Origin of the sequence: Bombella dulcis (assembly GCF_026385505.1) — a bacterium.
Lineage (GTDB): Bacteria > Pseudomonadota > Alphaproteobacteria > Acetobacterales > Acetobacteraceae > Bombella > Bombella dulcis.
This window is the reverse complement of sequence record NZ_JANIDV010000003.1, coordinates 1-24,301: the sequence shown is the minus strand read 5'-3', so window position 1 is coordinate 24,301 and position 24,301 is coordinate 1. Positions and strand designations below refer to the sequence as shown.

Sequence of the window (24,301 nt, the reverse complement as noted above, 5' to 3'; positions counted from 1 at the left end):
TTAAATTAAATTTTTTATGAAAGCGAGTCGCTTCTCTTCAGGGCAGCCATAACATTGAAGCATGAAAATCAGGTCACGGTGCAGGGGCCGTACTGCTGGCGTAGAGTCTGAGGTGCAGGTGATGGCCATTTGAGTAATTCAGGCCTTCGAACTGGTCATAGAGAATGCTTTCTGTTCCAAGGCGTGTCAGTTCTTTTCTGAATGTGGCGTCATCTTTCTGGTCCACGAGGGCGAGGTCACAGCGTGCATGGTCATGCAGGCTCCGGGCGGCTTGTATGTGGGAGAGCAGACGGGTCGTGCCCCCCGTAAGGAAGATGAGGCTTGGCTCCCTGTAGGAGGGGGAGATCAGTACGCTGTCATGGCAGGGGCGCATCTGTTCAAAGCTGGTGGCAATGCGGGGTGAAAGCTGGATGCTTGCCAGATGGGGGATGACGCAGAGGAAAATGCCCATTTCGGTCAGCAGGGCTGCGCCTATGGCACAGAAAACGCCATCCCGTCCTTTCCGTTTCCAGAAGAGCCAGCCTGCCAGCAGGAGCAGGGGCAGGCTGCCGCCTACGGGCAGAAGAGCATTTGCGAAGAAATGACCTTCCATCCTGTAAAGAAGGATGGGGCCGGCAGTACAGAAGGCCAGCCCGGCCATGATCCAGAGTACGGCATAAAGTCCGATGCCCAGTCTGGCCCAGAGGGACCGCAAGGGGGTGATGGACCAGCGGGACAGGCTGGCAGCAGTCAGGATGGCGATGGCCGGGTAAGTGGGCAGCACGTAATGGGGGAGCTTGGTGGCGAGGCACTCAAAGATGATCCAGTGAGGGATGATCCAGCAGAGGAGGAAGAGGACTTCAGGCGTCATGCGCCGCTGCCAGAGCAGCGGGAGAGACCGTACTGCCGAGAAGGCACCCGGCCAGAAAGCGGGCAGGAACAGGAGCAGGTAATAGCCGGGAGGGAAGCCGTGTGTTTCCTGGGCATGAGTGATTTTGCCCAGCAGGTTGTGTCCTACGGCCCGACGGAAGAATTCACCATGACTGATAAGCGTGATCCCCAGGCACCATGGCAGGACAATGAGCAGGCTGAGCAGCCAGCCCCCGCTGCTCCGTAACTGCCGCAGGAGGGAAATGCTGCGCAGACAGATACAGAGAGTGGCAAGGGTTCCCAGTGCCGGAATGAGCACGACGGGACCTTTGAGCATCAGCCCACCGCCAAGGGCACACCAGTAAAGGATGCTGTAGCGGCATGGTGTGGCCCGTCCTTTTCTCATGTCGTCAAAATGCCGGAGCAGCAGGGCCTGAAGACAGAGAATGTCCAGAAGCAGGACGCTATCAATGGTCGCCATCCGGCTTTCTGCGGCAAAGAGGGGGGCGACCAGCAGAAGGCCAGCCGCAAGCAGGCCAGCTGCTCCGCCAAAGAGGCGGGCACCAATCCATGCTGTCAGGATGATGCTGAGCGTGGAGGCGAGCAGGCTCGGAATACGATAGGGCCAGCTTTTATGCAGGAGGCTGGAATCCTGCGTGACGATCTCTGCGGCTTTTACGGCTCCGGCCTCCAGCCAGTAAATGCCCGCAGGCTGGAGATAGCGGGGCTGATCCTGAAAGCGGATGTCGAGGAAATTGCCTGACGAAAGCATCTGGGCCGTGGCCTGCATGTAGCGAGGTTCGTCCCGGTCGAGCGGTGGGAGGCTGATGCGTCCCGGCAGGACAAGCAGGAACGCCAGAACGGCCAGCAGGGCATAATGACGGAAGGAAAGAATCACGGATACCCCGCTTCAGACTGGAGGGGACAGATGCGGATGTAATGCCAGGTCCTATGCAGGAAGTCAGCAGGCCGGACCGGCCGGGACTCTTCAGAGTTCGGTCAGGGATGGTGGCCGACGGGTCCGCTTCTGTAGCCAGAGAACGCCCAGCATGTCCCGGATGCCCACAAGGGCACGGTGAAGGTTGGTGTATTTGGACTGACCATGAAGACGGGCACGGTGCCGCGTTTCAAGGCAGATCAGCGGGGCACCATAGCTTTTCATCAGAGCGGGAATGAAGCGATGCAGGCCTTCAAACTGGGGCAGGGCCAGAAACAGGTCCCGCTGGAACAGTTTGAGAGGTCCTCCTGTATCGGGGCAGTTATCTTTCAGAAGACGCTGGCGCAGCCCGTTGGCAAACCGTGTGGCCAGCCTGCGGGAGAGCCGGTCCCTGCGTTTGCGACGGATGCCGACAACCAGCGGCTGGACGGGAGCATTCCCGTACGTCTGGACAGCATCAAACATGGTGCTGATGAAGGCTGGATCATCCTGTCCATCACCATCCATTGTTGCAATCCACGGGGCACGGGCAGCACGGATGGCCGTGCGCAGAGCCGTGGATTTGCCCAGACAGTCCGGATGGACAAGGATGCGCAGCTCCGGGAGAATGGTGCGGCGGGCTTCCTGCAATTTCTGGAGGGTATCATCCGTACTGCCATCATCCACGAAGATGACTTCCGCTGGAGGAAGGGCGGCCAGGGCCGTGCGGATTTCCGTACAGACGGGCAGGATGTTCTCGCCCTCATTGAGGACGGAAACGACAATAGCCAGTAAGGGACTGTGCATCTTACTGGCTGTCATGGCGCCGTATTACGCAGCTCTGTCACCAAAAGCCTGCGGGAGATTTTTCAGCCCTTCATTGATGAGCCTGCTGGCGAGGTCCTGATCCTCTTCCAGCTTTTTGCTGAGAACCTCTTTCGTGGCTGTCAGGGCCAGAGCGGCAGCCTGACGGCGGATGTCACGCAGGGCGATTTTCTCGGCAGCTTCAATGCGCTCACGGGCCATCTTCTCGTGGCGGGCGACAATGTCAGCCGCATCACGCTCAGCCTGGGCCCGCATCTGTTCAGCAGCTTCGTTGGATTTGGCAATGAGCTGCTGAGCCTCTTCCTGTGCCCGCTTGTGGTCACGTTTGGAATCTTCAAGCATCTGTTCAGCTTCACGACGCAGACGTGTGGCTTCATCCAGATTCTTGCGGACCTCATTGGCACGCTCGTCAAGCTTGGAGGCAATTACCCCCCATATCTTGCGGCCGAAGATGACAAAAAACAGGACGAAGGCAATGGCTGTCCAGACACGGGGTTCATGAAACATGCTCGGCTCCTGCGGCATGGGCGCGTTCAACAGCGGCGGCAATGGCCTTCTGGTCAGCAGTGCCGATGAGGCGTTCTGCCAGAGTCACGGCGGTGCTGGAGGCAACCTCATTGATGCTGTTCAGCGCATTGTTGCGGGAGAGAATGATCTGAGCCTCGGCATTCTTGATTTCGGCTTCCAGACGGGCGGCCGTCTCTTCTGCCTGAACCCGGATGGCGTCTCTGGTCGTTTCACGGATGCTCTGGATGGTTGCGTTTGCATCCTCGGAAGCTTTTTCCCGTGCTTCGCAGAGTTCCTTCTGTGCCTGATCAGCGTCCTTGCGGGCACGGCGGGCAAGGTCCAGATCGCTCTGGATGCGTGTCTCACGTGCCTTGATGACATCCGCCACCCGAGGGAGGGCGGAGCGGCTCAGCAGCAGGTAGAAGATGATGAAAATGATGGCACCCCAGACCACCTGCCCCTGCAGCAGAGGGTCCTTGAAGTGGAGCTGGGGCATGCCTTCCGCCACGGCCCGGCCCGGCAAGGCCGCAAGAGGGGCGGCGGCAGACAGGAGGAAACGGGGCGTAAGGCGCATTGCTCCTGCCCTCAGACGAAGAGAATAAGGAAGGCGATCAGCAGGGCGAAAAGGGCAATGGCCTCTGTCAGGGCGAAGCCGAGCATGCCCAGACCGAACACGTGCGGGCGGGAAGCCGGGTTGCGGGCGATGGAGTTCACCAGGGCGGCAAAGATGTTGCCGATACCAGCACCGACACCGGCGAGAGCAATCACGGCAAGACCGGCACCAATCTCACGAGCGGGATGAAGAAGATCCATGGTTCAGGTTCCTTTAAGAACAGGGCAGAGAGAGAAACGTGGAGGCGGGGATCACTCAGTGATCAACAGCCTCACGCAGGTAAATGCAGGTAAGGATGGCAAAGACATAAGCCTGTAGCAGCCCTACCAGCAGCTCAAGTGCCGTCAGTGCGATGTTGAGCACAAGCGGAGCAACAGCCAGCGCATCGCCGACAACTCCAAGACCGGCAAGCATGATCGTGAAACTTGCGAAAACTTCCAGCAGCACATGTCCGGCCACCATGTTGGCAAAGAGACGGATGGAGAGGCTGATGGGACGGGAAATGTAGGACAGAATCTCGATGGGAACCAGAATGGGAGACAGTGCCACCGGGGCACCTTCCGGCATGAAATGCTTGAAGAAGCTCATGCCCTGGAAACGCAGGGAGGTCAGGATGCAGATGATGAACACCGTGATTGCCAGCGCAAAGGTCACGGCGATGTGGCTGGTGAATGTATAGGAGAAAGGCAGGAGACCGATATAGTTGCCCGCCAGAATGAAGAAGAAGAGAGCGAAGATGAACGGGAAGAAGGAAGTTCCTTTTTCGCCGATCGTGTCAACGGCAAGACCATGAACAAAGTCGTAACTGACTTCTGCCGCAGCCTGCAGGCGACCGGGGACGACGGCTTTCGGTTTCATGCCGACATAGAGGAACGCCAGCACGACGGCTGAGCTGATCACCATGTACAGCGGGGCCTGGGAAAATCTCAGGGCCTCACCAAAGGAACCAAAAATCGGATGCAGCTCAAACTGTCCGAGCGCGTCAATCGTCGATCCGCTGGCCACGCTGGCTTCTCCCGTTTTTCTGTGCCCCGTCTTCAGGGGCATCCATCACATTCACAACACGCCAGACATTCCGCAGGCCGGCCGCCATTCCAAGCATGGCGAACGTAATTATAAACGCAGGCCTGTATCCTGTCCATCGGTCAAGCTCATAGCCAATGCCCAGGCCGACGGCAATACCGGCAATCATGTCACTGGCAATGCGGAAGGCCACACCGAGGGAGGACTGGTCAGACAGGCCCGTCTTTCCGGCAGAGGCTTTCCGTGGGGCCACTTTCTGCTCCAGCCGGGCAAGACGCTGGTCAAACTGGCTACGTCTGGTCGTGTCGTCATCAGTCACGCTGCAATACCCCACCGGCCCCGTTTTCAGGTTACGGGGCAACGTCCCTACCGGACAGCCCTAGCTAGACAGGGTGTTCCAGCCCTGTCAACGCTTTCCCTGACGTATCCGGGGCAGGCCCGTTTCAGCCCACAAGGCGCAGCCTGCGGTTCCTGGGGCGGGAAGAAGGGCCGTCCTGTTCCGGGTCGAAGGGCAGCATGGGAGCTTCGAGCTGTTTCTCGCTAGAGTCCGCAGGGGCATCGGGCAGTCTCTGACCCAGATAGGCGTCTGACAGGGCACGGAAGGCGTAGTCCAGCATGGAGGTTGCATAGCTGGCGACATCGTCGCCTTCCACGGTGCCGCAGGCTCCGAAACGGGAATAGGCAAACTGTTCGACAAACACGTCCAGAGGGACGCCAAACTGGAGGCCGATGCTGACGGCCTGGCTGAAGCAGTCCATCAGGCCACGGGCCATTGGGCTTTCACGGGGAGGAGCGAGAGAGAGGGAAGCAAGGGTGCCATCCTCATATTCACCTGTCCGCATGAAAAGGCGATGCCCGCCAATGGACGTGCGCTGGCTGAAGCCTCCCTGCCGCATGGGCAGAGGGCGGCGGACCCCACGGCCCAGCCTTTCCTTCAGGTCATCCGTTTCCGGCTCCGGGAGGGCCGGAAGGTGATCGCAGAAGGGGAGGACAGCTTCATGCATCCGGGCATGGGCTTCGGCTCCGGCGGGCTGAAGCGGGGGCTGGCCCTCCAGGGCCAGTGCAAGGGCGGCTTCCGGGGAGAGGCCTTTGTGAGCCAGACGGTTCAGCGTGGAGGTGCGAAGCCCTCCACGGCCATTGACCAGAGAGAAGATTGGCCCCAGCCCGCAGGCTTCCACATCCAGCAGCGCATCGACTGTTCCCGGAGATGAGAAACCCGTTTCAATCATGGCCAGGCCTGTCAGGGACTGGGTGGCGGCACTGATGGCAATGGCCGCCTGCTCGATGTTCGGAGCCTGCGGGCAGCTGAAGGCCGCTTCCGGGAGGGCCGTGCCAGCACGGGCAACCAGCCGGGTGAACCGGCTGATGGCAGTGGCGACATGGCGGCCGTTATCGCTGTCATAATCCAGCCCCAGAGCGGCAAGGCAGGCATCAAGGTCCGTCAGCAGGATGAGGCCGGCGGGGCCGTCACTGTTGCTGAAGGGGGCGGGTTCATCAAAGAGGGGCAGGTCACCGCTGCGATAGGGACGGCGTGCAGCTTCCAGCCGGCGCAGGCTGTCGCAGGCCAGTTTCAGGCAGGCGGCGAAATGTTCCGTGGCGAACAGGCCATCCTGAACGAAACCGGAGAGACGGATGATGAAACCCGGCTGCCCGTCCGGCTCATTGCGCCAGAGGGCTGTATTGGGGGCCATCTGCTGCATGAGCAGCAGGCAGGACAGGCTGCGCCCGACTGATGGGGTATCCTGTGTGTCATGGGGCAGCCGGGGTGTGGAATCAATCAGCTCCACCCAGCGTGCGGCCTCGCTGGCAAGACGGACAGGCCCGCCTTCTGCCGGAGAGAGCTGGGTGAGGGCCTGGGCGGCATCATCACTCCAGACAGAAGGAAGGGTGACCGCACGCAGGGCTGTGCTGTCGGGGTCTGTGCTCGTCTGAAGCGTTCTCATATGAACGCCATTCCAGTGAAGATGCGCTTTCATGATGTCGAGTCTAGTACTGAAGGGAAGGCTATGGAACCGTCATCAGGGGGGGATAACGGGCATAAACAGGCGAAAGAATGGGGATATGGGGGATAACTGCCCTGCTGACAGGACAGAAGAAAAAGTGGCGGTTGTCGTGCAGGAGGTTGGACGTGAAGGGCGGAGTCCGCTAGAGCGTTAGGGACGTGACTGCATGGTGGGTCAACAGCGTGAGAAGGATGCGTTCATGGCTTCGGACAATGCCGGGAATATCGCAGCAGGACGGGCCGGACGGGACCGGATGGAACTGCTGGTCGGGCTGGTGACGGCGGCCGTGCTGGCCGTACTGATCGTGCTGGCTCTTGTCGGGCGGCAGCATCCGCAGGATCAGGGGTACCCGCTTCATGCATCTTTCGGGCATATTGACGGGCTGAGCGTGGGGTCTGATGTCCGTCTGGCGGGCGTGACGGTCGGGCATGTGCAGAGCATGCAGGTGGACCCGCATAACTTTCAGGCCAATATCGTTTTTTCCGTTTCTCCGGACATTCAGCTGCCTGTGGACAGTGGAGCGGTCATCACGTCGGATTCCCTGCTGGGGGGCAAATATGTGGCCCTGACACCAGGGGGGGATACGGCCCTGCTTAAATCCGGCGGAACCATCAGCGAGACGCAGGGGGCCATCAGCCTTGAGCAGCTGCTGAGCAAATTCATTTTTTCCGTCACGGACACGCTTCAGAAAAAGGCGGCTCCGCAGGCTGATGCGTCTGCTCCGCCCTCTTCCGTGGCAGAACCGCCACCGGGCGGGGGGCCGGCAGGACAGTGACCCGGCCTCCTGAGGCGCAGGACTGGCTGGACCGGGACGGTCAGCCGATAAGCTGCACGGGCAAGCTGCGGGTTCTGCGGGACAATGAAGCGGAGCTGCGGCAGGTGATGCAGGAGGCCTGTGCTGATGCCCTGCTCATGGATGTGGGGCCGGACTGTCTCCGTCAGCGCATGGAGTGGCTTCTGGGGGACGTACTGGCAGATGCCGGAGGCAGAGGGCCAGCCGAAAAGGGAGATGCGGAATGAGGATCAGGAAGGTCTTTCTGGCCCTGCCCTGTCTGGCGGGGCTTGTGGGGGGCATGACGGCTTCCCTCCATGCTGAGGGTGTCAGGGGGGTGGCCCCTCCGGCGACCTATCCGGCCAATACATGGCAGGGGCGGAATGGTGCCGTGCTGCGGATCATGCGGCGGCTGGATTCTCATGTGGAGCTTGTGCCGCTGCATGTCGGGGAGGCTGTGACTTATGGCCCCCTGTCCCTCCAGCTGGAGCGGTGCCTTCAGAGGCCTGATGGCCTCCCCGCCCAGACGGCGGTTTTGCTGAAGATTGAAGAAAATCAGGATTCCGGCAGCCCGCCGTTTGAAGGCTGGATGTTCACGGATGATCCGGCTCTGGGAGCCTATGCAGGTGCCCTGCATGATGTGCAGCCTGTTTCCTGTGATGGGGATAAGGTCGAGCCGATGGCCGGTCCGCTGCCCGCTCCGGTGCCGCCCAAACTGCCCGCCATCATGGCACCGCATGTTGAGGCGGATGAAGAGCATGGGCCGGTGATGCTGGCACCCGGGGCATCGGGCAATGCAGGACAGGGAGCCGGTTCATCCGGACCGACGTCCCTGCTGCCTCCGGCATCACCATTGCCTGCACCGCAGCCACAGCAGGGGGCAACCGTCCTGCACTGAAACAGGGTGGATGAGGATTGAAGAGGAGAAGGTGAATGCTGTTTACCGACAAGCGGCAGATCCGGGCTGTCTGGCGGATTGGCGGGCTGTTCATCCTGTCTGCCCTGCTGGTGTTCCTGGTCGTATTTGGAGCGGAGACGCTTCTTCATATGGTTCCGTGTGAACTGTGCCTGTGGGAGCGGGGGCCGTGGCGGGTTCTGCTGGGGATTGGTGTCCTGGCTCTGGTCCTGTCGCCCCGCTATGCCCGCTGGGCAGCCGTGGCCGGTCTGGCCTGCCTGTTGGTCAGCATTGGTCTGGGGGTCATGCATGTGGGTGTGGAGCAGGGCCTGTGGCCCAGCCCTGCCGCTGAGTGTCATGCCGCTCTTGTGGAAGGGCATGGCTTTACGGACTGGATGGCCCATCTGCCGTCCCGTCCGGCAAAACCCTGTGACCTGCCGGATTATCCTTTTGGCCTGCCCCTTTCGATGACGAGCCTGTCTGCGCTCTATGCCGTCCTGATTTTCTGTCTGGCAGTCATGGAGACACGCAGGCTGTTCCGCTTCGTGCGCAGGAACGGGGTGAAGGCCTAGGCCGTTTCCATGCTGGTGGGTGTGACGATGATTCGAGGAAAAGGAGGCCGTCGTGTCCCTGTCTGAGTTCCTGTGTCTGTATCGGCAGGGTTTTGCCCGTGTTGCGGCCTGCACGACACCCATCACACTGGCTGAACCGCATGAAAATGCGGCAATCGTGCGGGAGTGGCTGGAGCAGTGTCATGCGCAGGGTGTTGCAGTTGCCGTGTTTCCGGAACTCGGTCTGACAGGCTATACGCTGGAGGACCTGTTTTTCCAGCAGGTGGTGCTGGAGGGGGCGCAGGAGGCCCTGCTGGCCCTGGTGGCGCAGACGGCTGATCTGATGACGGTCGGCATTGTCGGGCTGCCGGTGCGCTGGGGGGACAGCCTCTATAATTGTGCGGCGGTTTTTCATCGGGGCCGGGTTCTGGGCATCGTGCCCAAGACGATGCTGCCCCGTTATCGGGAGTTCTACGAACCCCGGCATTTCACCAGTGGTCAGGGCTGTTCAGGGACCATCATGTTGGGTGGGCAGGCGGTGCCCTTCGGTACGGACCTGCTGTTTGAAGTGGAGGACGTTCCCGGCCTGACGCTGGGTGTGGAAATCTGTGAAGACCTCTGGGTGCCGCAGCCGCCGAGCGGTGCGCTGGCCCTGGCTGGGGCCACCGTGCTGGCCAACCTTTCGGCGTCGCCCGTGACGGTCGGGCGGGCAGAGCATCGTGCCCTGCTCTGCAGGGCGCAGTCCATGCGGACTGTCAGTGCCTATCTCTATGCGGCGGCCAGTGAAGGGGAATCCACGACGGACCTGTCCTGGGATGGACAGCTTCTGCTGTATGAAGCCGGAGACTGTCTGGCCAGTTCAGACCGTTTTGCTCGACAGGGAGCCATGATCATGGCGGATGTCGACCTTGACCGTCTGCGGCAGGAGCGACTCCAGAGCGGTTATTTCACGCCATCCGGTGGAGACCGGTTCCGGCGGATCCGCCTTGCGCTGGAGCCGGAGATGAAAGACTGGGGGCTGATGCGGGATGTGCCCCGCTTCCCCTTCGTTCCGGCCCGCCCTGAACTCTGTGAGCAGGACTGCCGGGAAGCCTGGAACATTCAGGTTCAGGCCCTGTGCCAGAGGCTGAGGGCCGCTCATGCCAGAACCATGATCATTGGCGTGTCGGGCGGCCTGGACAGTGCGCTGGCTCTTCTGGTGGCCGTCAAGGCGGCAGACTGTCTGGGGTGGGAGCGGAGCCGTGTTCTGGCCAGGGCGATGCCGGGCTTTGCGACAGGAGGCGAGTCCCTTGGCATGGCGCATGGCCTGATGGAAAGTCTGGGCGTCAGTGCCGGGGAGCTGGACATCCGGCCCACGGCACAGGCCATGCTGGCAGCCATCGACCATCCTTACGGGCGTGGCGAACCGGTCTATGACGTGACATTCGAGAATGTGCAGGCAGGTCTGCGGACGGACTTTCTGTTCCGTCTGGCCAACCATCATCAGGGGCTGGTGATCGGCACGGGGGACATGTCCGAGCTGGCCCTGGGCTGGTGTACCTATGGTGTCGGGGACCAGATGGCCCATTATAATGTGAATGCCGGTCTGCCCAAGACATTGATCCAGCATGTCATCCGCTGGGCCGCGGGACATGATGACAGTTTCTCGGCCAGTGTCCGCCTTGTTCTTGAGAAGATCGTTGCAGCGGAGATTTCACCGGAGCTGGTGCCTGATCAGGGGCAGGGGGTACAGAGTACCCAGCAGGTGATCGGTCCTTATTCCTTGCAGGATTTCACGCTCTATTATGTCCTGCGTCATGGATTCGCCCCTGAAAAGATAGCTTTTCTTCAGTTTCATGCATGGCGGGATGCTGGGACTGGGAGTTGGCCCCTGAATTACCCGGAGCAGGACAGGGTTGCCTATGATCTGCCTGCCATCATTCACTGGATGCGCCTGTTCATGAGGCGTTTCTTTGCTACCAGTCAGTTCAAGCGTTCGGCCATGCCCAACGGACCGAAAGTGGTGGCGGGCGGAAGTCTGTCTCCTCGTGGAGACTGGCGGGCACCGTCTGACGGGACGGCCACGCTCTGGCTTGCCGCACTGGACAGGCTGGGGTCCTTATTTATCAACTCTTACCAGCTTTAGAAAAATTTTTCGGAGGGGTGCGTTGCCTAAGTTTCTGCATTTAGAAGAAAAATTATAAATTTGTTGTGATTCTGAAAACTATTAGTTACATCTATGACGAGAGTTATGTAGGTTCTGCTGACTCTTGTTGGGTTTTGTCTGCGACGGCTTTCGAGGTTATCGTGGATGTGTGCCGGTTTCGACCTAAAGGAGTGGGGAAGCTGATGGCTTTCGTGCTTTTGAATAGAAATTAAAGGAGATGGAAGCCCTTCTGTAGAGGAGGGTGACTGTTTTGCCTGTTTGGTCGAGTGTGATTAACGCTGTATTTTAAGGTGAAGTCTCTTGGCTATCGTAACTGTTTCTGGAGGGCAGCAGCATCAGTATCCCGTCAGCGTCCCCACTCAGGGAGCCGAGGATCTGAATTCGCTGTTTTCGACGTCTTTTGCATCTATGGTGGCTGCTTCAGGCTCTGGAGTGGCAGGGGGGCGGGTTAGCTCTCCATCTGATTCGAGTAACGGATCAATCCAAGTTCGTATGGCAGATGAGACACCGATTACTGGTTCGCAGGCGACGGTTCTGGGGGGGCAGGACACCATTTCTGCCGCCGGCAACAACACGAACCAGCTTTCCCTCGGCGGGACGCTGAGCTTCCTCGGTGGCGTGGGGTCCAACACCCGCTCTGTCGGGAACAATGCGACCATCTACGGTACGCCGAACAGTGTCTACCACTATACTCGTCCGGGTGTGGGCGGGAAGAGCGTGTTCACGACGGACCACCAGAGCACGGCGCAGAATCCGGATCATATCCTGTTTGATGCCTCCAAGTCCCATCAGTCCCTTCAGGCATTTGCCGGGGTTGGGGACACCATCAAGGGTGGTACGGCCTCTGACACGATTACCGTACATAACACGATCAATGGTGGTGGTGACGCTGGTGCAACCTTGAGTGGTGGTAGTGGTGCACCCAACCTGTTCCAGTTCCTCAACAACCAGGGTGGTCATTACACGATCACTGACTTCGGCAAGGCTGCGGGCAACAAGGTTGGCCTCAAGGCAACTGACGAGCAGATCGGTCAGATGCTCGAGCATCAGACCGTCAAGGGTGGGAACACCACGATCGACCTGCCGAACAATCAGGGCCAGATCACCTTCCTTAACCAGGAGCACCTCCAGCCCAAGGACTTCCAGAAGTTCTGATGGTCACCCGCTCCTTCATGGGGCGGGAAACACCTTAATACTACAGTGTGGATAGAACGCCGTTTCCTAGTCGGGGCGGCGTTTTTTATTACGGCAATTTTCTAGGGAATTTTTCTGGCTGGGGCGGGAGGATTCGAACCTCCGCATGGCGGAATCAAAATCCGCTGCCTTACCGCTTGGCTACGCCCCAACACAGGCCCTCTTCTTATCCCGAACTATGAAAAGGGTAAAGAGAGGGCCAGTATTTTTTATACGGGGACTTCAGGACAGCCTGTTTTCATTTTCGCTGTCTTCGGGAACAACATGGTCGGGCAGTCCCCCTTCATCCGGGGTAGGTTCGGACGGTTCGGGAAGGGTGGATTCTTTCAGCAGTCCCATCCGTTCGGCACGGGCCAGGGCCTTGTCCAGTGTCTGCATGGTGTCTGCCAGATCGGGCGTAATGTCCTTTTCCCAGCTGACGAGTGTTCTGGACCAGACGGCCAGAAGGGCGTTGAGCCGTACCATGCCACCAAGACCGTGACGGTCCAGTGCTGCTGAATCAGCGATCCAGCGCAGGCTTTCCATGGTCGTTCCGGCGAGGAAAGCGGCCAGTGCCGGGTCACGGGGGAGAGCCTGCATCATGGCGCAGATACCGGGGCGGTAATCCTGCATGGCATCAAAACGCCGCATGAGCAGGTCGAACAGCCGTTCACGGACGGTCGTGCCATAGCTTGCGCTACAGAGGGTGGCATCATCAATCTGGCGGCTCAGCCGCAGCAGGATCATGGACTTGAACGGGAAACGCTGTCGGACCTGCTGGAGCGGCAGCCCTGCTTCACGTGAAGCATCAACGAGGGATACCCTGTGCCAGCCCTGGTCCCGGGCGAGCTGGAGGGTGGCCTCGATCATGGTTCTGTCGAAAAACGGGTCGTGATGGTCAGCGTTCATGATGGTTGTTTCCGTCCCTGTCCGTGCGGTACCGCTGAGATGGTGCAGGCAGGTGCCTGTTTCCAGTGCAGCTGCCTGCATCAGTTCTCAGTCATCAAGCTCACGGGAACGCCTGATGGCGGCTTCAGCGGCCAGCGGGACCAGACGGGGCCAGTTTTCTTCTGCCATGAAGACATTCAGGGCAGCGGCAGTCGTGCCATTGGGGCTGGTGACGTTCTTCCGCAGGGTTTCGGCTTCGTCCGGCAGTTCATGCAGCATCTTGCCAACGCCGTAGATCATGCTGCGGACCAGCGTGCGGGCAGCCTGTTTTTCAAGTCCCAGCTCCTGTCCCGTTTTCTCCAGAAGCTCGGCGAGAAGGAAAACATAGGCTGGAGCAGAACCGGCAATGGCAATGACGGACCGCAGGTCTTCCTCATGCGGGACAGGGACAACGGCACCGACCTGTTCCATCAGGCGGATGGCCAGTTCCTTCTGTTTCCGGCTGACATGCGGGGAGGCATAAAGCCCCGTGCTGCCTGCGCCCACGCTGGAGGGCGTGTTGGGCATGGTGCGGATGATGGGCATGTCGGCCCGGCCACACCATTCGGCCAGTTTTTCGCAGCTCTTGCCCGCCATGACAGAAAGCAGGGCGGCCTTGTCCATCCGTGCGCCCAGAACCTGTCTCAGGGCTTTCAGCATGGCTTCGGCACCAGCCGGTTTGACGGCCAGAATGATGATGTCCGGTGTGACGTCATCGGTAATTTCTTCAGGCGTGCGGAAGATGGTGCTGCCAGCCGGGGCGTCCTGGAGTTTCCGGTCCAGAATGAAGATGCGTGGCGGGTTCGGGCTGCTGACCCAGCCCCGCATGAGGGCACCGCCCATTTTGCCGCAGCCAACAAGAAGAAGAGTGGGAGCTGTCATGATTCAGGGTCTCCGTGTTTCTGGGGAAGGTCAGTGCTGTGAGGGTGTTGGGGCGGTCAGTGTCTGTTCCAGTTCATCTACCCGGGCTTCCAGGGCCTTGATGCGCTGTTCGGTCTGTTCCTGTTCCTGCCGGGCACGGCTGGCCATCTCCTGCACGGCATCGAACTCATCCCGGCGGACGAGATTGAGGGAGAAGAGAACTTCACTGATCTGGCTGCGGATGAGTGTATGGACCTCCTCTCGCAGGCCGGATGCGGCAGAGAAGGCCGTCCCGGCAAGGCCGGTCAGATCATCAAGGAAACGGGGGCGAAAGGCCATGATTACACACTCCTGAACATTCGGCATTGAGAACGGACATGTTTTTTCCGTTCCGACTCTTTCAGAACGGGGAGCGGGTCTGTCAACCAGTTGTCCCCCGTTCCTGCGTTCTTCCTGTTGGAAGCTGCTTTCTGCCAGACTATACAGGAAGAATGATTATCGTCACCGGCGGAGCCGGATTTATTGGTTCATGTGTACAGCAGGCCCTGTTCCGGCAGGGGCGGCGGACAGTCATTGTGGATTATCTTCACGATCAGGGGAAGTGGCGCAATCTTGCCACCCATCCGTCCCATCTCATCGTGCCGCCCGATGAGCTTTCAGCGTTTCTGGAGACGGCCAGGGGGGTGGACGCCGTCATCCATATGGGGGCCATCAGTGAGACGACGGCCCGGGACGGTGATCTGGTCTGGCAGAGCAATGTCACTCTGTCCCAGCAGCTCTGGCGGTGGTGTGCGGAACATGAAGTGCCGTTCCTCTATGCGTCGTCCGCCGCCACCTATGGGGCAGCGGACAGGCCGGAGCTGTTCGTGGACGGGCTGGGCAGCATTGATGATCTCCAGCCGCTCAATCTCTACGGCTGGTCCAAGCAGGCTTTTGATCTCTGGGTGAAACGGACGGTGGAGGCGGGAGAACCGGCCCCGCCCCAGTGGGCAGGCCTGAAATTCTTCAATGTCTATGGCCCCAATGAATATCACAAGGGCCGGATGATCTCGGTCATCAAGGTGAAATATGATGAGCTGATGACGGGCAGCCCCGTGCGTCTGTTCCAGTCGGACCGGCCTGACGTTGCTGATGGCCAGCAGAAGCGTGATTTCATCTGGGTGGGGGATGTTGTGAATGTCCTGCTCTGGCTGCTGGATCATCCCTCTGTCAGTGGCCTGTTCAACTGTGGGACGGGGCAGGCCCGGACTTATGAATCTCTGGCACGGGCTGTCTGCGCCGCAGCGAGCTGTCCGGCAGAGATCGAGTATGTGCCGATGCCGGAGAGCCTGAAGGGACAGTATCAGTCTTTTACACAGGCTGACATGAGTGCCCTGCACGAAGCAGGCTATACGGCACCTTTCACGCCGCTGGAGGAAGGGATCAGCCGTTACATTCAGGAGTATCTGGCGTCAGGAAGGCCGTATCTGTGACACATCCGCTCGTTTTTCCGGGGCTGGACCCGGTCGCTTTCCAGATTGGGCCTCTGGTGGTGCGCTGGTATGCCCTGGCCTACATCACGGCTTTCGTTATTGCCCTGCCGTTGGCCCGCAGACTGGTTCAGCTTGGCCCGAAAGTGGCTTCAAGACTGGCAGTGGATGATTTCCTCGTTTATGCGGTGCTGGGTGTGCTGCTGGGGGGACGGCTGGGCTATGTCCTGTTCTATCGGCCTCTTTTTTTCTTGTCCCATCCTCTGGAAATCATTGCCACATGGAAGGGCGGCATGTCCTTTCATGGGGGAGCGGCAGGTGTCATCATTGCGCTTGCCCTGTTCACATGGCGGCGGAAACTGAACTTTCTGGCCTTCTCGGACCGGATCGTGGTGGTGGTGCCGATCGGGCTGGCTCTGGGGCGGTGTGCCAATTTCATCAATGGGGAACTCTGGGGGCGGCCGGTAGCCAGTGCCGTGCCGTGGGCCATGATCTTCCCGGCTGTCGGACCGGAACCCCGACACCCTTCCGAACTTTATGAAGCCCTGACGGAAGGTGTGCTGCTCCTGATCGTGCTGCTTCTGGCCGTGAGCCGTCCTGCCCTCCGGTCACGGGCCGGGTTCCTCTCCGGGCTGTTCCTGTTCGGCTATGCCTGTGCCCGGGCTTTTTGTGAACTGTTCCGCCAGCCGGATGACAATATCGGCTTCCTGGCAGGAGGGGTCACGATGGGGCAGCTTCTCTGCCTGCCGATGGCCCTGGCCGGGATTGGCCTCATGATCTACGCATTCCGTCGCCCCGCCCGGGCTACAGACTGGATTACAGAATGATACAGCCTCCGTTCTTTCTGTCGTCGCTGCTGCCCGTCCGGCATGGCTTCTTCACCCGGCATGGCGGGGTGTCTGCCGCTCCCTATGAGACGCTCAATGGCGGGCTGGGGACGCAGGACCAGCCCGAAGACGTGCAGGAGAACAGGTGTCGGATGGCGGCTGCCGTGGGGGTGGAGCCGGAACATTTTGTTGCTCTCCGGCAGGTTCATGGAGCGGATGTGCATGTGCTGCGGCACGGGCAGGAGGTCTGGTCCCATACGGATGGTCATGAGGTCCTCCCGGCAGGGGATGCGCTGGTGACGGACTGTCCGGAGGTGGCTCTGGGTGTGGCCACGGCGGACTGTGCCCCTGTGCTGCTGTCTTCTGATGATGGCCGGATTGTCGGGGCTGCCCATGCGGGCTGGCGTGGAGCCGTGGGAGGTGTGCTGGAGCAGACCGTGGAGCAGATGCGCCTGCTGGGGGCTGAGGGACTCCGTGCTGTGGTTGGTCCCTGCATTGGTCCGGCCTCGTACGAGGTGGGCGGGGACATGCGCCGGGCCGTGCTGGAGCGGCACCCGGAGGGGGACCGCTTCTTCGTGCCTGCGGCACGGGATGGCCACTGTCAGTTCGATCTGCCCGCTTTCTGCCTGTCCCGTCTGGAAAGGCTGGGCGTGAAGGCGGAATGGACAGGCCATGATACGCTGGCGGATGAGCAGTTCTTCAGTCATCGCCGGGCGACGCTGAAGGGGGATGCACGGACGGGCCGTCAGGTCTCCGTCATCCGTGCGGGGCGGACGGGCTGACGGATAAAAAAATTGTCTTTTCCGCTTTTTTCCGCTAGGGCGGGGCAACCATCCGGCACCCCTGGAGGCCGGTTGGGCATGACAATTTCAGAACGCAGGAGCGTATAACGTGGCGAAAGTAACGACACTGGAGATCTCCCAGCGCGCCAAAGCAGGTAAGGGGGCAGCGCGCGCAACACGTCGTGAGGGCATGGTCCCGGGCGTGGTTTATGGTGGCAAGAAGGAGCCGGCTCTGGTCTCCATCGACCCCCGCATCATCATGAAGGAGCTGCACCGTGGTGCGTGGCACTCCCGCCTGTACCAGTTCAGCATTGGTGGTGAGCAGGTCCATGCCCTGATTCGTGACATCCAGTTCCATCCGGTGTCCGATGCCCCGATCCACATTGATTTCCTGCGTCTGGTGCCTGGCCAGAGCGTGCATGTCCAGGTTGGCATCACCTTCACGGGTGAAGACGAGGCCCCTGGCATCAAGCGTGGCGGCGTGCTGAACATCGCCCGTCACTCCGTTGACGTCGAAGTGCCGGTCGAGAACATTCCGGAGCATTTCACGGTTGACCTCAGCAAGCTGGACATCAACGACAACGTGCGCTGGGATGACCTTCAGGGTACGGAACATTCCACACCGACCCTGCATATCCCCAACTTCGTGATTGCTTCCATCGCACCGCCGACGGTGGATGAAGAATCCGAGGATGCTTCCGAGGAAGCTGCTGAGGCCAAGTAAGGGATATTACGGTTGTGAAGCTCTGGGTCGGACTCGGTAATCCGGGCACATCAATGAGCCGCAACCGGCATAATATCGGCTTCATGGCAGTCGATGCGATTGCTGCGCGCCACGGGTTCGGCCCGTGGCGCAAGCGTTTTCGTGGGGAAACGGCGGAAGGTATGGTCGGGCGGCAGAAAATTCTTCTGCTCAAGCCACTGACCTACATGAACCTGTCTGGTGACAGTGTGCAGCAGGCAGCACGTTTCTATAAGATTCCACAGGATGAGATCACCGTCTTTCATGATGAGCTTGATCTGGCTTTCGGGAAGATGAGGGTCAAGCGGGGCGGTGGGGCTGCCGGACATAACGGTCTGCGCTCCATGGACAAAGCCCTTCCCGGCCCTGATTACTGGCGTGTCCGCCTGGGCATTGGCCATCCGGGCAGTCGTGAGAAGGTGCATGGCCATGTGCTGGGGGATTTTTCCAGCACGGAACGGCCGGAGCTGGAGCTGTGGCTGGATGACATGGCGGATGCCACGCCGCTTCTGGCGCAGGGTGAGCATGAAGCCTTCATGACGAAGACGGCCCTGCGGCGGAACTGAACATAGAGAACCAACAGGCCTGCGGCTGCGAGAGATGAGACAGACCGGCAGGACACAGAAAGGGGAGAGAGCGAATGGGGTTCAATTGCGGGATCGTCGGCCTCCCCAATGTCGGCAAGTCCACCCTCTTCAATGCACTGACGCAGACGGCCTCGGCCCAGTCCGCCAATTATCCGTTCTGCACCATCGAGCCGAATACCGGGCGGGTGGCCGTGCCGGATGAGCGGCTGGAGGTTCTGGCAAAGGCTGGCAACTCCCAGCGCATCGTGCCGACCAGCCTTGAGTTCGTGGATATTGCCGGGCTGGTGCGTGGGGCTTCCAAGGGGGAAGGTCTGGGTAACCAGTTCCTTGCCAATATCCGTGAGGTGGATGCCATCATTCACGTTCTGCGGTGCTTCGAGGATGATGACATCACCCATGTTGAAGGTGGTGTGGACCCCGTGCGTGATGCGGACATCATCGAGACGGAGCTGATGCTGGCTGATCTAGACAGTCTGGAACGCCGCAAGGTCGGGCTGGAGAAGCGTGCCCGTGGCAATGACCGTGAGGCCAAGGAACAGCTGGAACTCATGGAGCCGCTGCTGGCTGCTCTGCGTGAGGGCAAACCGGCCCGTACGGCTGTTCCGGAGGGCAGGGAGGCCGAGGCCGCCCGTCTCCAGCTGATGACGACCAAGCCTGTCCTGTATGTCTGCAATGTTGAAGAAGCTGCCGCATCCACGGGCAATGATTATTCCGAGCAGGTCCGCAAGCGGGCCGAGGCGGAAGGTGCCGGTGCCGTCATCGTATCTGCGGCCATTGAGGCTGAAGTCAGTCAGCTTGATGCGGAAGAACGGACGGAGTTTCTGGATGGCCTTGGTCTGAAGGATAGCGGTCTGGATCGTGTGATTGCCGCCGGGTATCGCCTGCTGGGGCTTCAGACCTATTTCACGGTTGGTCCGAAGGAGACCCGTGCCTGGACGATCACGGCGGGGACGAAAGCCCCGCAGGCCGCTGCCGTCATTCATAATGACTTTGAACGGGGCTTCATCGCCTGTGAGACCATCGCTTATGATGACTATGTGACGTACAGGGGTGAGGCGGGTGCCCGTGAAGCAGGTAAGCTGCGTGTCGAGGGCAAGAATTACGTCGTGCAGGATGGTGATGTCCTGCTGTTCCGCTTCAACGTCTGACTTTGCCCATGAAGGGACAGTCTTCCCTTCGTAAGCCCCCGGCGACTCCGCTGGGGGCTGCGGCGTCCCGGTTCGGGGATGGACGCCGGATGCGCATTGGTCTGCTGGGTGGTTCATTCAATCCGGCGCATGAGGGGCATATCCAGCTTGCCCGCAAGGCACTGTCGAGCCTGAAGCTGGATCAGGTCTGGCTGATGGTGTCACCGGGGAATCCGCTCAAACCTCGCAAAGGCATGGCCCCTTTCTCCCGACGATTGGAAACGGCACAGGCTCTGGCGGACGGGCGGCGCATTATTGCCACGGACATAGAGCAGAAGCTGGGGCAGCGTTACACGGTCAGGACCGTGGCCATGCTCCAGCAGCGTTTCCCTCACTGTCGTTTCATCTGGCTGATGGGGTCGGATGGGCTGGCCCAGTTTTCCCGCTGGCGGGCATGGCAGCGGCTGGCACGGCTCGTGCCGATAGCTGTCCTGCCCCGGCCGGGGAGCATCATACCGGCCCTCCGGGGGCGGGCCAGTTCCGTCCTGCGCCGGTATCGTCATGATGGAAGGGCGGCCTCTCTTCTGCTAGAGAACAAGAATGGGCCGGGATGGGCATTCCTGTCTGCGCCTCAGAATGACATATCGTCGACTGCTTTGCGTCAAAAAGGGCTGTTCCGCCCGTCTGTCGATCAGGAGTGAAAGCCATCATCAACGCGACTGAAATCCCCGCTTCCGCCCCTCGTAGTGAGGAAGAGCTGGCCCGTCTTCTGTCCGTCATCACGGAAAGTCTGGATGAGGACAAGGCCGAGAACATTGTCGTGCTGGACCTGACAGGCCGTGCCGGGTTTGCCGAACGTATGGTCATTGCGTCCGGTCTTTCTGAACGTCAGATTTCCGCCATGGCCCAGCATCTTGAACGCCGCCTGAAAGAAGAGAATCTTGCCCGCCCGCAGATTGAAGGGGATCAGGGGAGTGACTGGGTCCTGATGGATGCCGGCGACGTGGTGGTTCATCTGTTCATGCCCGAGAGCCGGGAGCTTTATGCGCTTGAGCGCATGTGGGGCGGTGATTTTGAGGGTGCTGCGGAAGAAATCACCGTTGAGTAAGATGGTGAAGGGCGCGCGGGCTTCCTGATGAAGCTGATCGCCGTAGGGAAACTGAAAGCGGGGCCGGAACGGGACCTGCTGGACCGTTACTGTTCCCGGTTGCGTCCGAAACTTGAGATTGTGGAAGTGCCTCAGGGCCGGGGTGCCCCGGCCGAGCTGAAACGGCGGGAGGCTGAAGCTCTTCTGGCTGCTTGTCCGGAGAATACGTTTCTTGTGGCACTGGATGAAGGTGGTAGGCTGGTGGACAGTCTGACTTTTTCATCCCGGTTGCAGGGATGGCAGGAAAGTGGCCGCCCCGTCTGTTTCATGATTGGTGGTGCAGAAGGTTTTGATGCCGCTGTCATCCAGCGGGCTGATGCTGTCTTTTCACTGGGGAAACTGACATGGCCGCACATGCTCGTCCGGGTCATGCTGGCAGAACAGCTTTTCCGGGCGCAGGCCATCCAGACAGGTCATCCATACCATAAAGCCGGACGCCCCTGAAACGGAACAGTCCGGCTTTACGGCAGGCAGGCGTTTACTCCAGCCTGAAAATTACTGGAGGGAACGGCTGGGAGCCTCATCTCCGAAAAAGTTGGAATCAGCCGGGATGGTGGCTGTTTCCATGTCACTGGCTTTCCCACGAGCTACCACGTTATGGACGCTTCTGGGAACCGGCGTGACGCCTTCCTGGCGGTTGTAGATGAAGCCGTATGTCGGGTAGATGCTGCCCAGACGGCCATCATGCGGAAGGGCGACACGTACGGCAGTCCAGTCATTCTCAGGAGAGACGTCCACGACACGGGTGTTGTGGGTGATCCCGTTGGAAATCCAATGGGACTGGTTGATCATGATGGTGCGGCTGTCAATTTTCTGGCTGACAACGGCGACATGCCCCAGCGGCATACGCCGTGTTGCACGGAAGCTCAGTACAGCCCCGACTTCCGGCTGCTGGCCACGGGCATAGGTGCCCTCGGCATTGCGCCACCAGTCACGGGCATTGCCACGGATCTGGAAATCCGTGTTCTGATGAACGTAGGCCACGCACTGGATGACATGGGCATGGCCGTGGCGGGAATGCCTGTGCAGGGAGTGGGCACCTTTGACCAGACGGCTGGAGTGCCGCACGGGATGCCGTGCCTCAGCCTTGGGAGCGCACAATGCCGCCGCAGAAAACATCAGACACGATAGAAATAACCGTTTCCCGTTACGGCGCATGATACATCTTCCCATCCTAATTGACCGAAATGGATCTTACTCTTTCAGTAGTCGCCGGAAACTATCAGAAGGCAGAGGGGACTGACAAGACAAATATTGGCCTTTCAGGAAGGATGACACCTGAACAAGATTTAATATCAGGAAATATACATCATTCTGCAATATGGTTTTTCGAATGCTTTCTCTTTGAGAAAACTGTTAACGTATAAAAACAATAGCTGAGTGTTTAGGTAAGGGATAATGGGGATGTGAAATTGTATGAGCATGAAAAAGATATCTGTTTATTTTGCTGTTTTGTATCTGATATTTTTAGGACTATTGTAGAAAATGTCCCATCTTTCCGATTTCTTGCCGGATGGAAGATGGAATTGTAAATCAATTATTTATTATCACTCTGAATGTGGACGCTGCCATGAAATTGATCCTCCGCAAAGTAACTGTCACGCCGATTCGGCAGAATTGCACGATTCTGTCCGATCCGTCCGGAAGGGCGATAGTTGTTGATCCTGGTGGGGAAAGTCTACGCATTGCACATGAAACGGGAGGACTGCATATTGAGGCCATCCTGTTGACACATGGGCATCTGGATCATGCAGGCGGAGCTGTTGATCTCAAGGTATTATTGACGGCTCGGCAGGAAGGCGAGGTTCCTGTCATCGGTCCACTCAGGGATGACCTGTTTCTGCTGGAACGGATTGAGGAGCAGGCAGCCTCACTTGGGCTGAACGGCATGAAGAGTGTCATTCCGGATCGGTTCCTTGAGGATGGTGATATCCTGCCCCTGCTGGGGCATGAGATTGAAGTGGCACATGTTCCCGGTCATACGCCCGGTCATGTGGTGTTCATCCTGCGGCAGGCGGGGCTTGTCATTGCCGGGGACACGCTGTTCCGGGGCACGGTGGGGCGGACTGACTTCCCTTATGGGAATGAACAGCAGCTTCTGGATGGCATCCGGAATAGACTTTTCATTCTGCCGGATGACACTGTGGTGTTGCCAGGGCATGGCCTTCCCACCACCATAGGGGAAGAACGCCGGTGCAATCCGGCCTTTCAGCGTTGAAATACGGCTGATCCGGGAAGGAGATGAACATGAAAAGATGGTGTCAGTGGGGTCTGTTGTTGGGGAGTCTTGCTCTGGTCAGTGCCGTTTCCGGGGTTGTGTCAGCTCACGCTGAAGAGACGATTGCGGAGGCCCAGCCCCCTCTGCCGGAGGCGTCCCTGACCATTACCGATCAGGCAGGGCACGGGCATGTATTTACGGTCGAACTGGCGAGGACACCGCATCAGCAGGAAGTGGGCGAGATGTTCCGGAAGCAGATCGCACCGGATCACGGTATGCTGTTTGTCTGGCCTGCACCGCAGGAGTCCGCCATGTGGATGCGGAACACCTTTGTTTCACTGGACATGGTCTTCATAGATGAACAGAATCGCATTCATGCCATCGAGGAACACACTACGCCCCTGAGTGAAGGCATCATCAGCAGTCATGGGCCGGTGCGTGCCGTGCTGGAGCTGCCGGCGGGAACCACGGAAAGGCTGGGACTGGTCGTGGGAGACCGGATCACATCCAGTGCCCTGCCTGGTGAAGTGCATTGAGGTGCCCCGTACTGTTTTTGTGACGGGGGTAGCGGGGTTCATCGGGTTTCATATGGCCCGTGCCCTGCTGGCCCGTGGCTGGACTGTCGTGGGACTCGACAGTGAGCAGTCCGCCCCGGAGATGGTGTCCCTGCGCCTTGCCTCATTGCAGGGACAGCCGCAGTTTCATTACGTCAGGGGGAATGTCCGTGATCAGGCTCTGCTGACAGCCCTGTTTGCAGAACATCCGGATATTGATACGGTGCTGCATCTTGCGGCGCGGGCCGGGGTGCGGCAGTCCCGCCTGAATCCTCATGCCTATATAGAGGACAACATAGAGGGGCAGGTCAGCCTGCTGGAGGCCTGCCGGTCCCTGTCGCAGCTGCGGCATATTCTTTATGCGTCGTCTTCTGCCGTATATGGCCCTTCGGCACCGCTCCCTTTTTCTGAGGCCGTGCCGGTGGGAGAGCAGGCGTCTTTCTATGCCACGACCAAACGCATGAATGAGCTGACTGCGCAGACCTACAGTCATCTTTATGGTTTCGCGCAGACGGGGATGCGGTTCTTTACGGTCTATGGTCCGTTGGGTCGTCCTGACATGGCCTGTTATGGCTTTGCCAGAGCCATCCGGGACGGGCGGCCTCTTACGCTCTGGGATGCGGACGGTCTGGCACGGGATTTCACCTATATTGATGACGTGACCGAGGCGATTCTTCAGCTGATGGACGCACCAGCCGGGGCGGGAGACAGTCGTCTTTTCAACATAGGGTATGGTCAACCCCGTTCGGTTGGTGATCTTGTTCGGTGCCTAGAAGGCTCACTGGGA

Annotated in this window: 30 protein-coding genes and 1 tRNA gene; 18 read left to right on the top strand and 13 right to left on the bottom strand. The window is 59.5% G+C overall.

What is annotated here, in order from left to right; genetic code table 11:
- Positions 1-73: 73 nt before the first annotated feature.
- The 8 genes from NQF87_RS05305 to NQF87_RS05270 form a co-directional block, all read right to left on the bottom strand.
- Complete coding sequence (locus NQF87_RS05305; protein WP_266127393.1) at positions 74-1,747, bottom strand: ArnT family glycosyltransferase; 1,674 nt, start codon at positions 1,745-1,747, stop codon at positions 74-76.
- Positions 1,748-1,837: 90 nt separating this feature from the next.
- Positions 1,838-2,572, bottom strand: a complete 735-nt coding sequence (locus NQF87_RS05300) for a glycosyltransferase family 2 protein (protein WP_407652014.1) — start codon at positions 2,570-2,572, stop codon at positions 1,838-1,840.
- A 24-nt stretch (positions 2,573-2,596) separates the two neighbouring features.
- A complete protein-coding gene (locus NQF87_RS05295) occupies positions 2,597-3,097 on the bottom strand; it encodes a F0F1 ATP synthase subunit B family protein (protein ID WP_266127391.1) in 501 nt (166 codons plus the stop codon).
- Positions 3,087-3,671, bottom strand: a complete 585-nt coding sequence (locus NQF87_RS05290) for a F0F1 ATP synthase subunit B family protein (protein WP_266127390.1) — start codon at positions 3,669-3,671, stop codon at positions 3,087-3,089. Before NQF87_RS05290 ends, NQF87_RS05295 begins: the two co-directional genes overlap by 11 nt.
- 11 nt (positions 3,672-3,682) lie before the next feature.
- A complete protein-coding gene (locus NQF87_RS05285) occupies positions 3,683-3,910 on the bottom strand; it encodes an ATP synthase subunit C family protein (protein ID WP_018979931.1) in 228 nt (75 codons plus the stop codon).
- Positions 3,911-3,965: 55 nt separating this feature from the next.
- Complete coding sequence (locus NQF87_RS05280) at positions 3,966-4,715, bottom strand: F0F1 ATP synthase subunit A (protein WP_266127389.1); 750 nt, start codon at positions 4,713-4,715, stop codon at positions 3,966-3,968.
- Positions 4,693-5,052 (bottom strand): AtpZ/AtpI family protein, encoded by a 360-nt coding sequence (locus NQF87_RS05275; RefSeq protein WP_266127388.1) that lies wholly within the window; start codon positions 5,050-5,052, stop codon positions 4,693-4,695. Before NQF87_RS05275 ends, NQF87_RS05280 begins: the two co-directional genes overlap by 23 nt.
- A 124-nt stretch (positions 5,053-5,176) precedes the next feature.
- Positions 5,177-6,676, bottom strand: a complete 1,500-nt coding sequence (locus NQF87_RS05270) for a TSCPD domain-containing protein (protein ID WP_266127387.1) — start codon at positions 6,674-6,676, stop codon at positions 5,177-5,179.
- A 259-nt stretch (positions 6,677-6,935) separates the two neighbouring features.
- Between NQF87_RS05270 and mlaD the strand changes: the two genes are divergently transcribed.
- The 6 genes from mlaD (at position 6,936) to NQF87_RS05240 (ending at position 12,255) form a co-directional block, all read left to right on the top strand.
- On the top strand, positions 6,936-7,511 hold the full coding sequence (mlaD, locus tag NQF87_RS05265; RefSeq protein ID WP_407652013.1) for an outer membrane lipid asymmetry maintenance protein MlaD: 576 nt from the start codon (positions 6,936-6,938) through the stop codon (positions 7,509-7,511).
- Positions 7,508-7,756: a hypothetical protein gene (locus NQF87_RS05260; RefSeq protein WP_266127386.1), complete on the top strand. Its 249-nt coding sequence runs from the start codon at positions 7,508-7,510 to the stop codon at positions 7,754-7,756. Before mlaD ends, NQF87_RS05260 begins: the two co-directional genes overlap by 4 nt.
- A complete protein-coding gene (locus tag NQF87_RS05255) occupies positions 7,753-8,406 on the top strand; it encodes a DUF2155 domain-containing protein (RefSeq protein ID WP_266127385.1) in 654 nt (217 codons plus the stop codon). The genes NQF87_RS05260 and NQF87_RS05255 overlap by 4 nt, the downstream gene beginning before the upstream one ends.
- Positions 8,407-8,441: 35 nt before the next feature.
- On the top strand, positions 8,442-8,975 hold the full coding sequence (locus tag NQF87_RS05250) for a disulfide bond formation protein B (protein ID WP_266127384.1): 534 nt from the start codon (positions 8,442-8,444) through the stop codon (positions 8,973-8,975).
- 58 nt (positions 8,976-9,033) lie between these two features.
- Positions 9,034-11,079, top strand: coding sequence for an NAD(+) synthase (locus NQF87_RS05245; protein ID WP_266127583.1), 2,046 nt, complete (start codon positions 9,034-9,036; stop codon positions 11,077-11,079).
- A 513-nt stretch (positions 11,080-11,592) separates the two neighbouring features.
- Positions 11,593-12,255 (top strand): hypothetical protein, encoded by a 663-nt coding sequence (locus NQF87_RS05240; RefSeq protein WP_266127383.1) that lies wholly within the window; start codon positions 11,593-11,595, stop codon positions 12,253-12,255.
- Between the two features lie 115 nt (positions 12,256-12,370).
- Here NQF87_RS05240 and NQF87_RS05235 read toward each other — a convergent pair.
- The 4 genes from NQF87_RS05235 to NQF87_RS05220 all read right to left on the bottom strand — a co-directional run bounded on the left by NQF87_RS05235 (position 12,371) and on the right by NQF87_RS05220 (position 14,400).
- Positions 12,371-12,445 (bottom strand) — tRNA-Gln (locus tag NQF87_RS05235).
- A gap of 71 nt (positions 12,446-12,516) precedes the next feature.
- A complete protein-coding gene (locus NQF87_RS05230) occupies positions 12,517-13,263 on the bottom strand; it encodes a TetR family transcriptional regulator (protein WP_266127382.1) in 747 nt (248 codons plus the stop codon).
- 6 nt (positions 13,264-13,269) lie between these two features.
- A complete protein-coding gene (gene proC, locus NQF87_RS05225) occupies positions 13,270-14,082 on the bottom strand; it encodes a pyrroline-5-carboxylate reductase (RefSeq protein ID WP_266127381.1) in 813 nt (270 codons plus the stop codon).
- A 30-nt stretch (positions 14,083-14,112) separates the two neighbouring features.
- Positions 14,113-14,400: an accessory factor UbiK family protein gene (locus tag NQF87_RS05220; protein ID WP_266127380.1), complete on the bottom strand. Its 288-nt coding sequence runs from the start codon at positions 14,398-14,400 to the stop codon at positions 14,113-14,115.
- 152 nt (positions 14,401-14,552) lie between these two features.
- Here NQF87_RS05220 and rfaD point away from each other — a divergent pair, with 152 nt between their 5' ends.
- The 9 genes from rfaD to NQF87_RS05175 all read left to right on the top strand — a co-directional run bounded on the left by rfaD (position 14,553) and on the right by NQF87_RS05175 (position 21,186).
- Positions 14,553-15,533, top strand: coding sequence for an ADP-glyceromanno-heptose 6-epimerase (rfaD, locus tag NQF87_RS05215; protein ID WP_266127379.1), 981 nt, complete (start codon positions 14,553-14,555; stop codon positions 15,531-15,533).
- Positions 15,530-16,357: a prolipoprotein diacylglyceryl transferase gene (gene lgt / locus NQF87_RS05210; RefSeq protein ID WP_266127378.1), complete on the top strand. Its 828-nt coding sequence runs from the start codon at positions 15,530-15,532 to the stop codon at positions 16,355-16,357. The genes rfaD and lgt overlap by 4 nt, the downstream gene beginning before the upstream one ends.
- Positions 16,354-17,139 carry a peptidoglycan editing factor PgeF gene (pgeF, locus tag NQF87_RS05205; RefSeq protein ID WP_266127377.1) on the top strand — a complete coding sequence of 262 codons (786 nt, stop codon included), beginning with the start codon at positions 16,354-16,356 and terminating at the stop codon, positions 17,137-17,139. The genes lgt and pgeF overlap by 4 nt, the downstream gene beginning before the upstream one ends.
- 109 nt (positions 17,140-17,248) lie before the next feature.
- Positions 17,249-17,863 carry a 50S ribosomal protein L25/general stress protein Ctc gene (locus NQF87_RS05200; RefSeq protein WP_266127376.1) on the top strand — a complete coding sequence of 205 codons (615 nt, stop codon included), beginning with the start codon at positions 17,249-17,251 and terminating at the stop codon, positions 17,861-17,863.
- A 14-nt stretch (positions 17,864-17,877) separates the two neighbouring features.
- The gene (gene pth, locus NQF87_RS05195) at positions 17,878-18,447 is read left to right on the top strand and encodes an aminoacyl-tRNA hydrolase (protein WP_266127375.1); all 570 of its coding nucleotides are present in this window, start codon (positions 17,878-17,880) and stop codon (positions 18,445-18,447) included.
- Positions 18,448-18,521: 74 nt separating this feature from the next.
- Positions 18,522-19,616, top strand: a complete 1,095-nt coding sequence (ychF, locus tag NQF87_RS05190) for a redox-regulated ATPase YchF (protein WP_266127374.1) — start codon at positions 18,522-18,524, stop codon at positions 19,614-19,616.
- Positions 19,617-19,624: 8 nt separating this feature from the next.
- Complete coding sequence (locus NQF87_RS05185) at positions 19,625-20,296, top strand: nicotinate-nucleotide adenylyltransferase (RefSeq protein WP_266127373.1); 672 nt, start codon at positions 19,625-19,627, stop codon at positions 20,294-20,296.
- Positions 20,293-20,703 (top strand): ribosome silencing factor, encoded by a 411-nt coding sequence (gene rsfS / locus NQF87_RS05180; RefSeq protein ID WP_407652012.1) that lies wholly within the window; start codon positions 20,293-20,295, stop codon positions 20,701-20,703. Before NQF87_RS05185 ends, rsfS begins: the two co-directional genes overlap by 4 nt.
- Before the next feature lie 27 nt (positions 20,704-20,730).
- Positions 20,731-21,186 (top strand): 23S rRNA (pseudouridine(1915)-N(3))-methyltransferase RlmH, encoded by a 456-nt coding sequence (locus NQF87_RS05175; RefSeq protein ID WP_266127372.1) that lies wholly within the window; start codon positions 20,731-20,733, stop codon positions 21,184-21,186.
- A gap of 51 nt (positions 21,187-21,237) precedes the next feature.
- Here the strand turns inward: NQF87_RS05175 and NQF87_RS05170 are convergent, their stop codons facing one another.
- Positions 21,238-21,810 (bottom strand): CHAP domain-containing protein, encoded by a 573-nt coding sequence (locus tag NQF87_RS05170; protein WP_407652011.1) that lies wholly within the window; start codon positions 21,808-21,810, stop codon positions 21,238-21,240.
- A gap of 502 nt (positions 21,811-22,312) precedes the next feature.
- Between NQF87_RS05170 and NQF87_RS05165 the strand changes: the two genes are divergently transcribed.
- The 3 genes from NQF87_RS05165 to NQF87_RS05155 all read left to right on the top strand — a co-directional run.
- Positions 22,313-22,960, top strand: coding sequence for an MBL fold metallo-hydrolase (locus NQF87_RS05165; protein ID WP_266127371.1), 648 nt, complete (start codon positions 22,313-22,315; stop codon positions 22,958-22,960).
- Positions 22,961-22,989: 29 nt separating this feature from the next.
- Positions 22,990-23,496: a DUF192 domain-containing protein gene (locus tag NQF87_RS05160; RefSeq protein WP_266127370.1), complete on the top strand. Its 507-nt coding sequence runs from the start codon at positions 22,990-22,992 to the stop codon at positions 23,494-23,496.
- 1 nt (position 23,497) lies between these two features.
- Positions 23,498-24,301 (top strand): SDR family NAD(P)-dependent oxidoreductase (locus NQF87_RS05155; protein ID WP_266127369.1); only part of this gene is annotated, 804 nt, incomplete at its 3' end.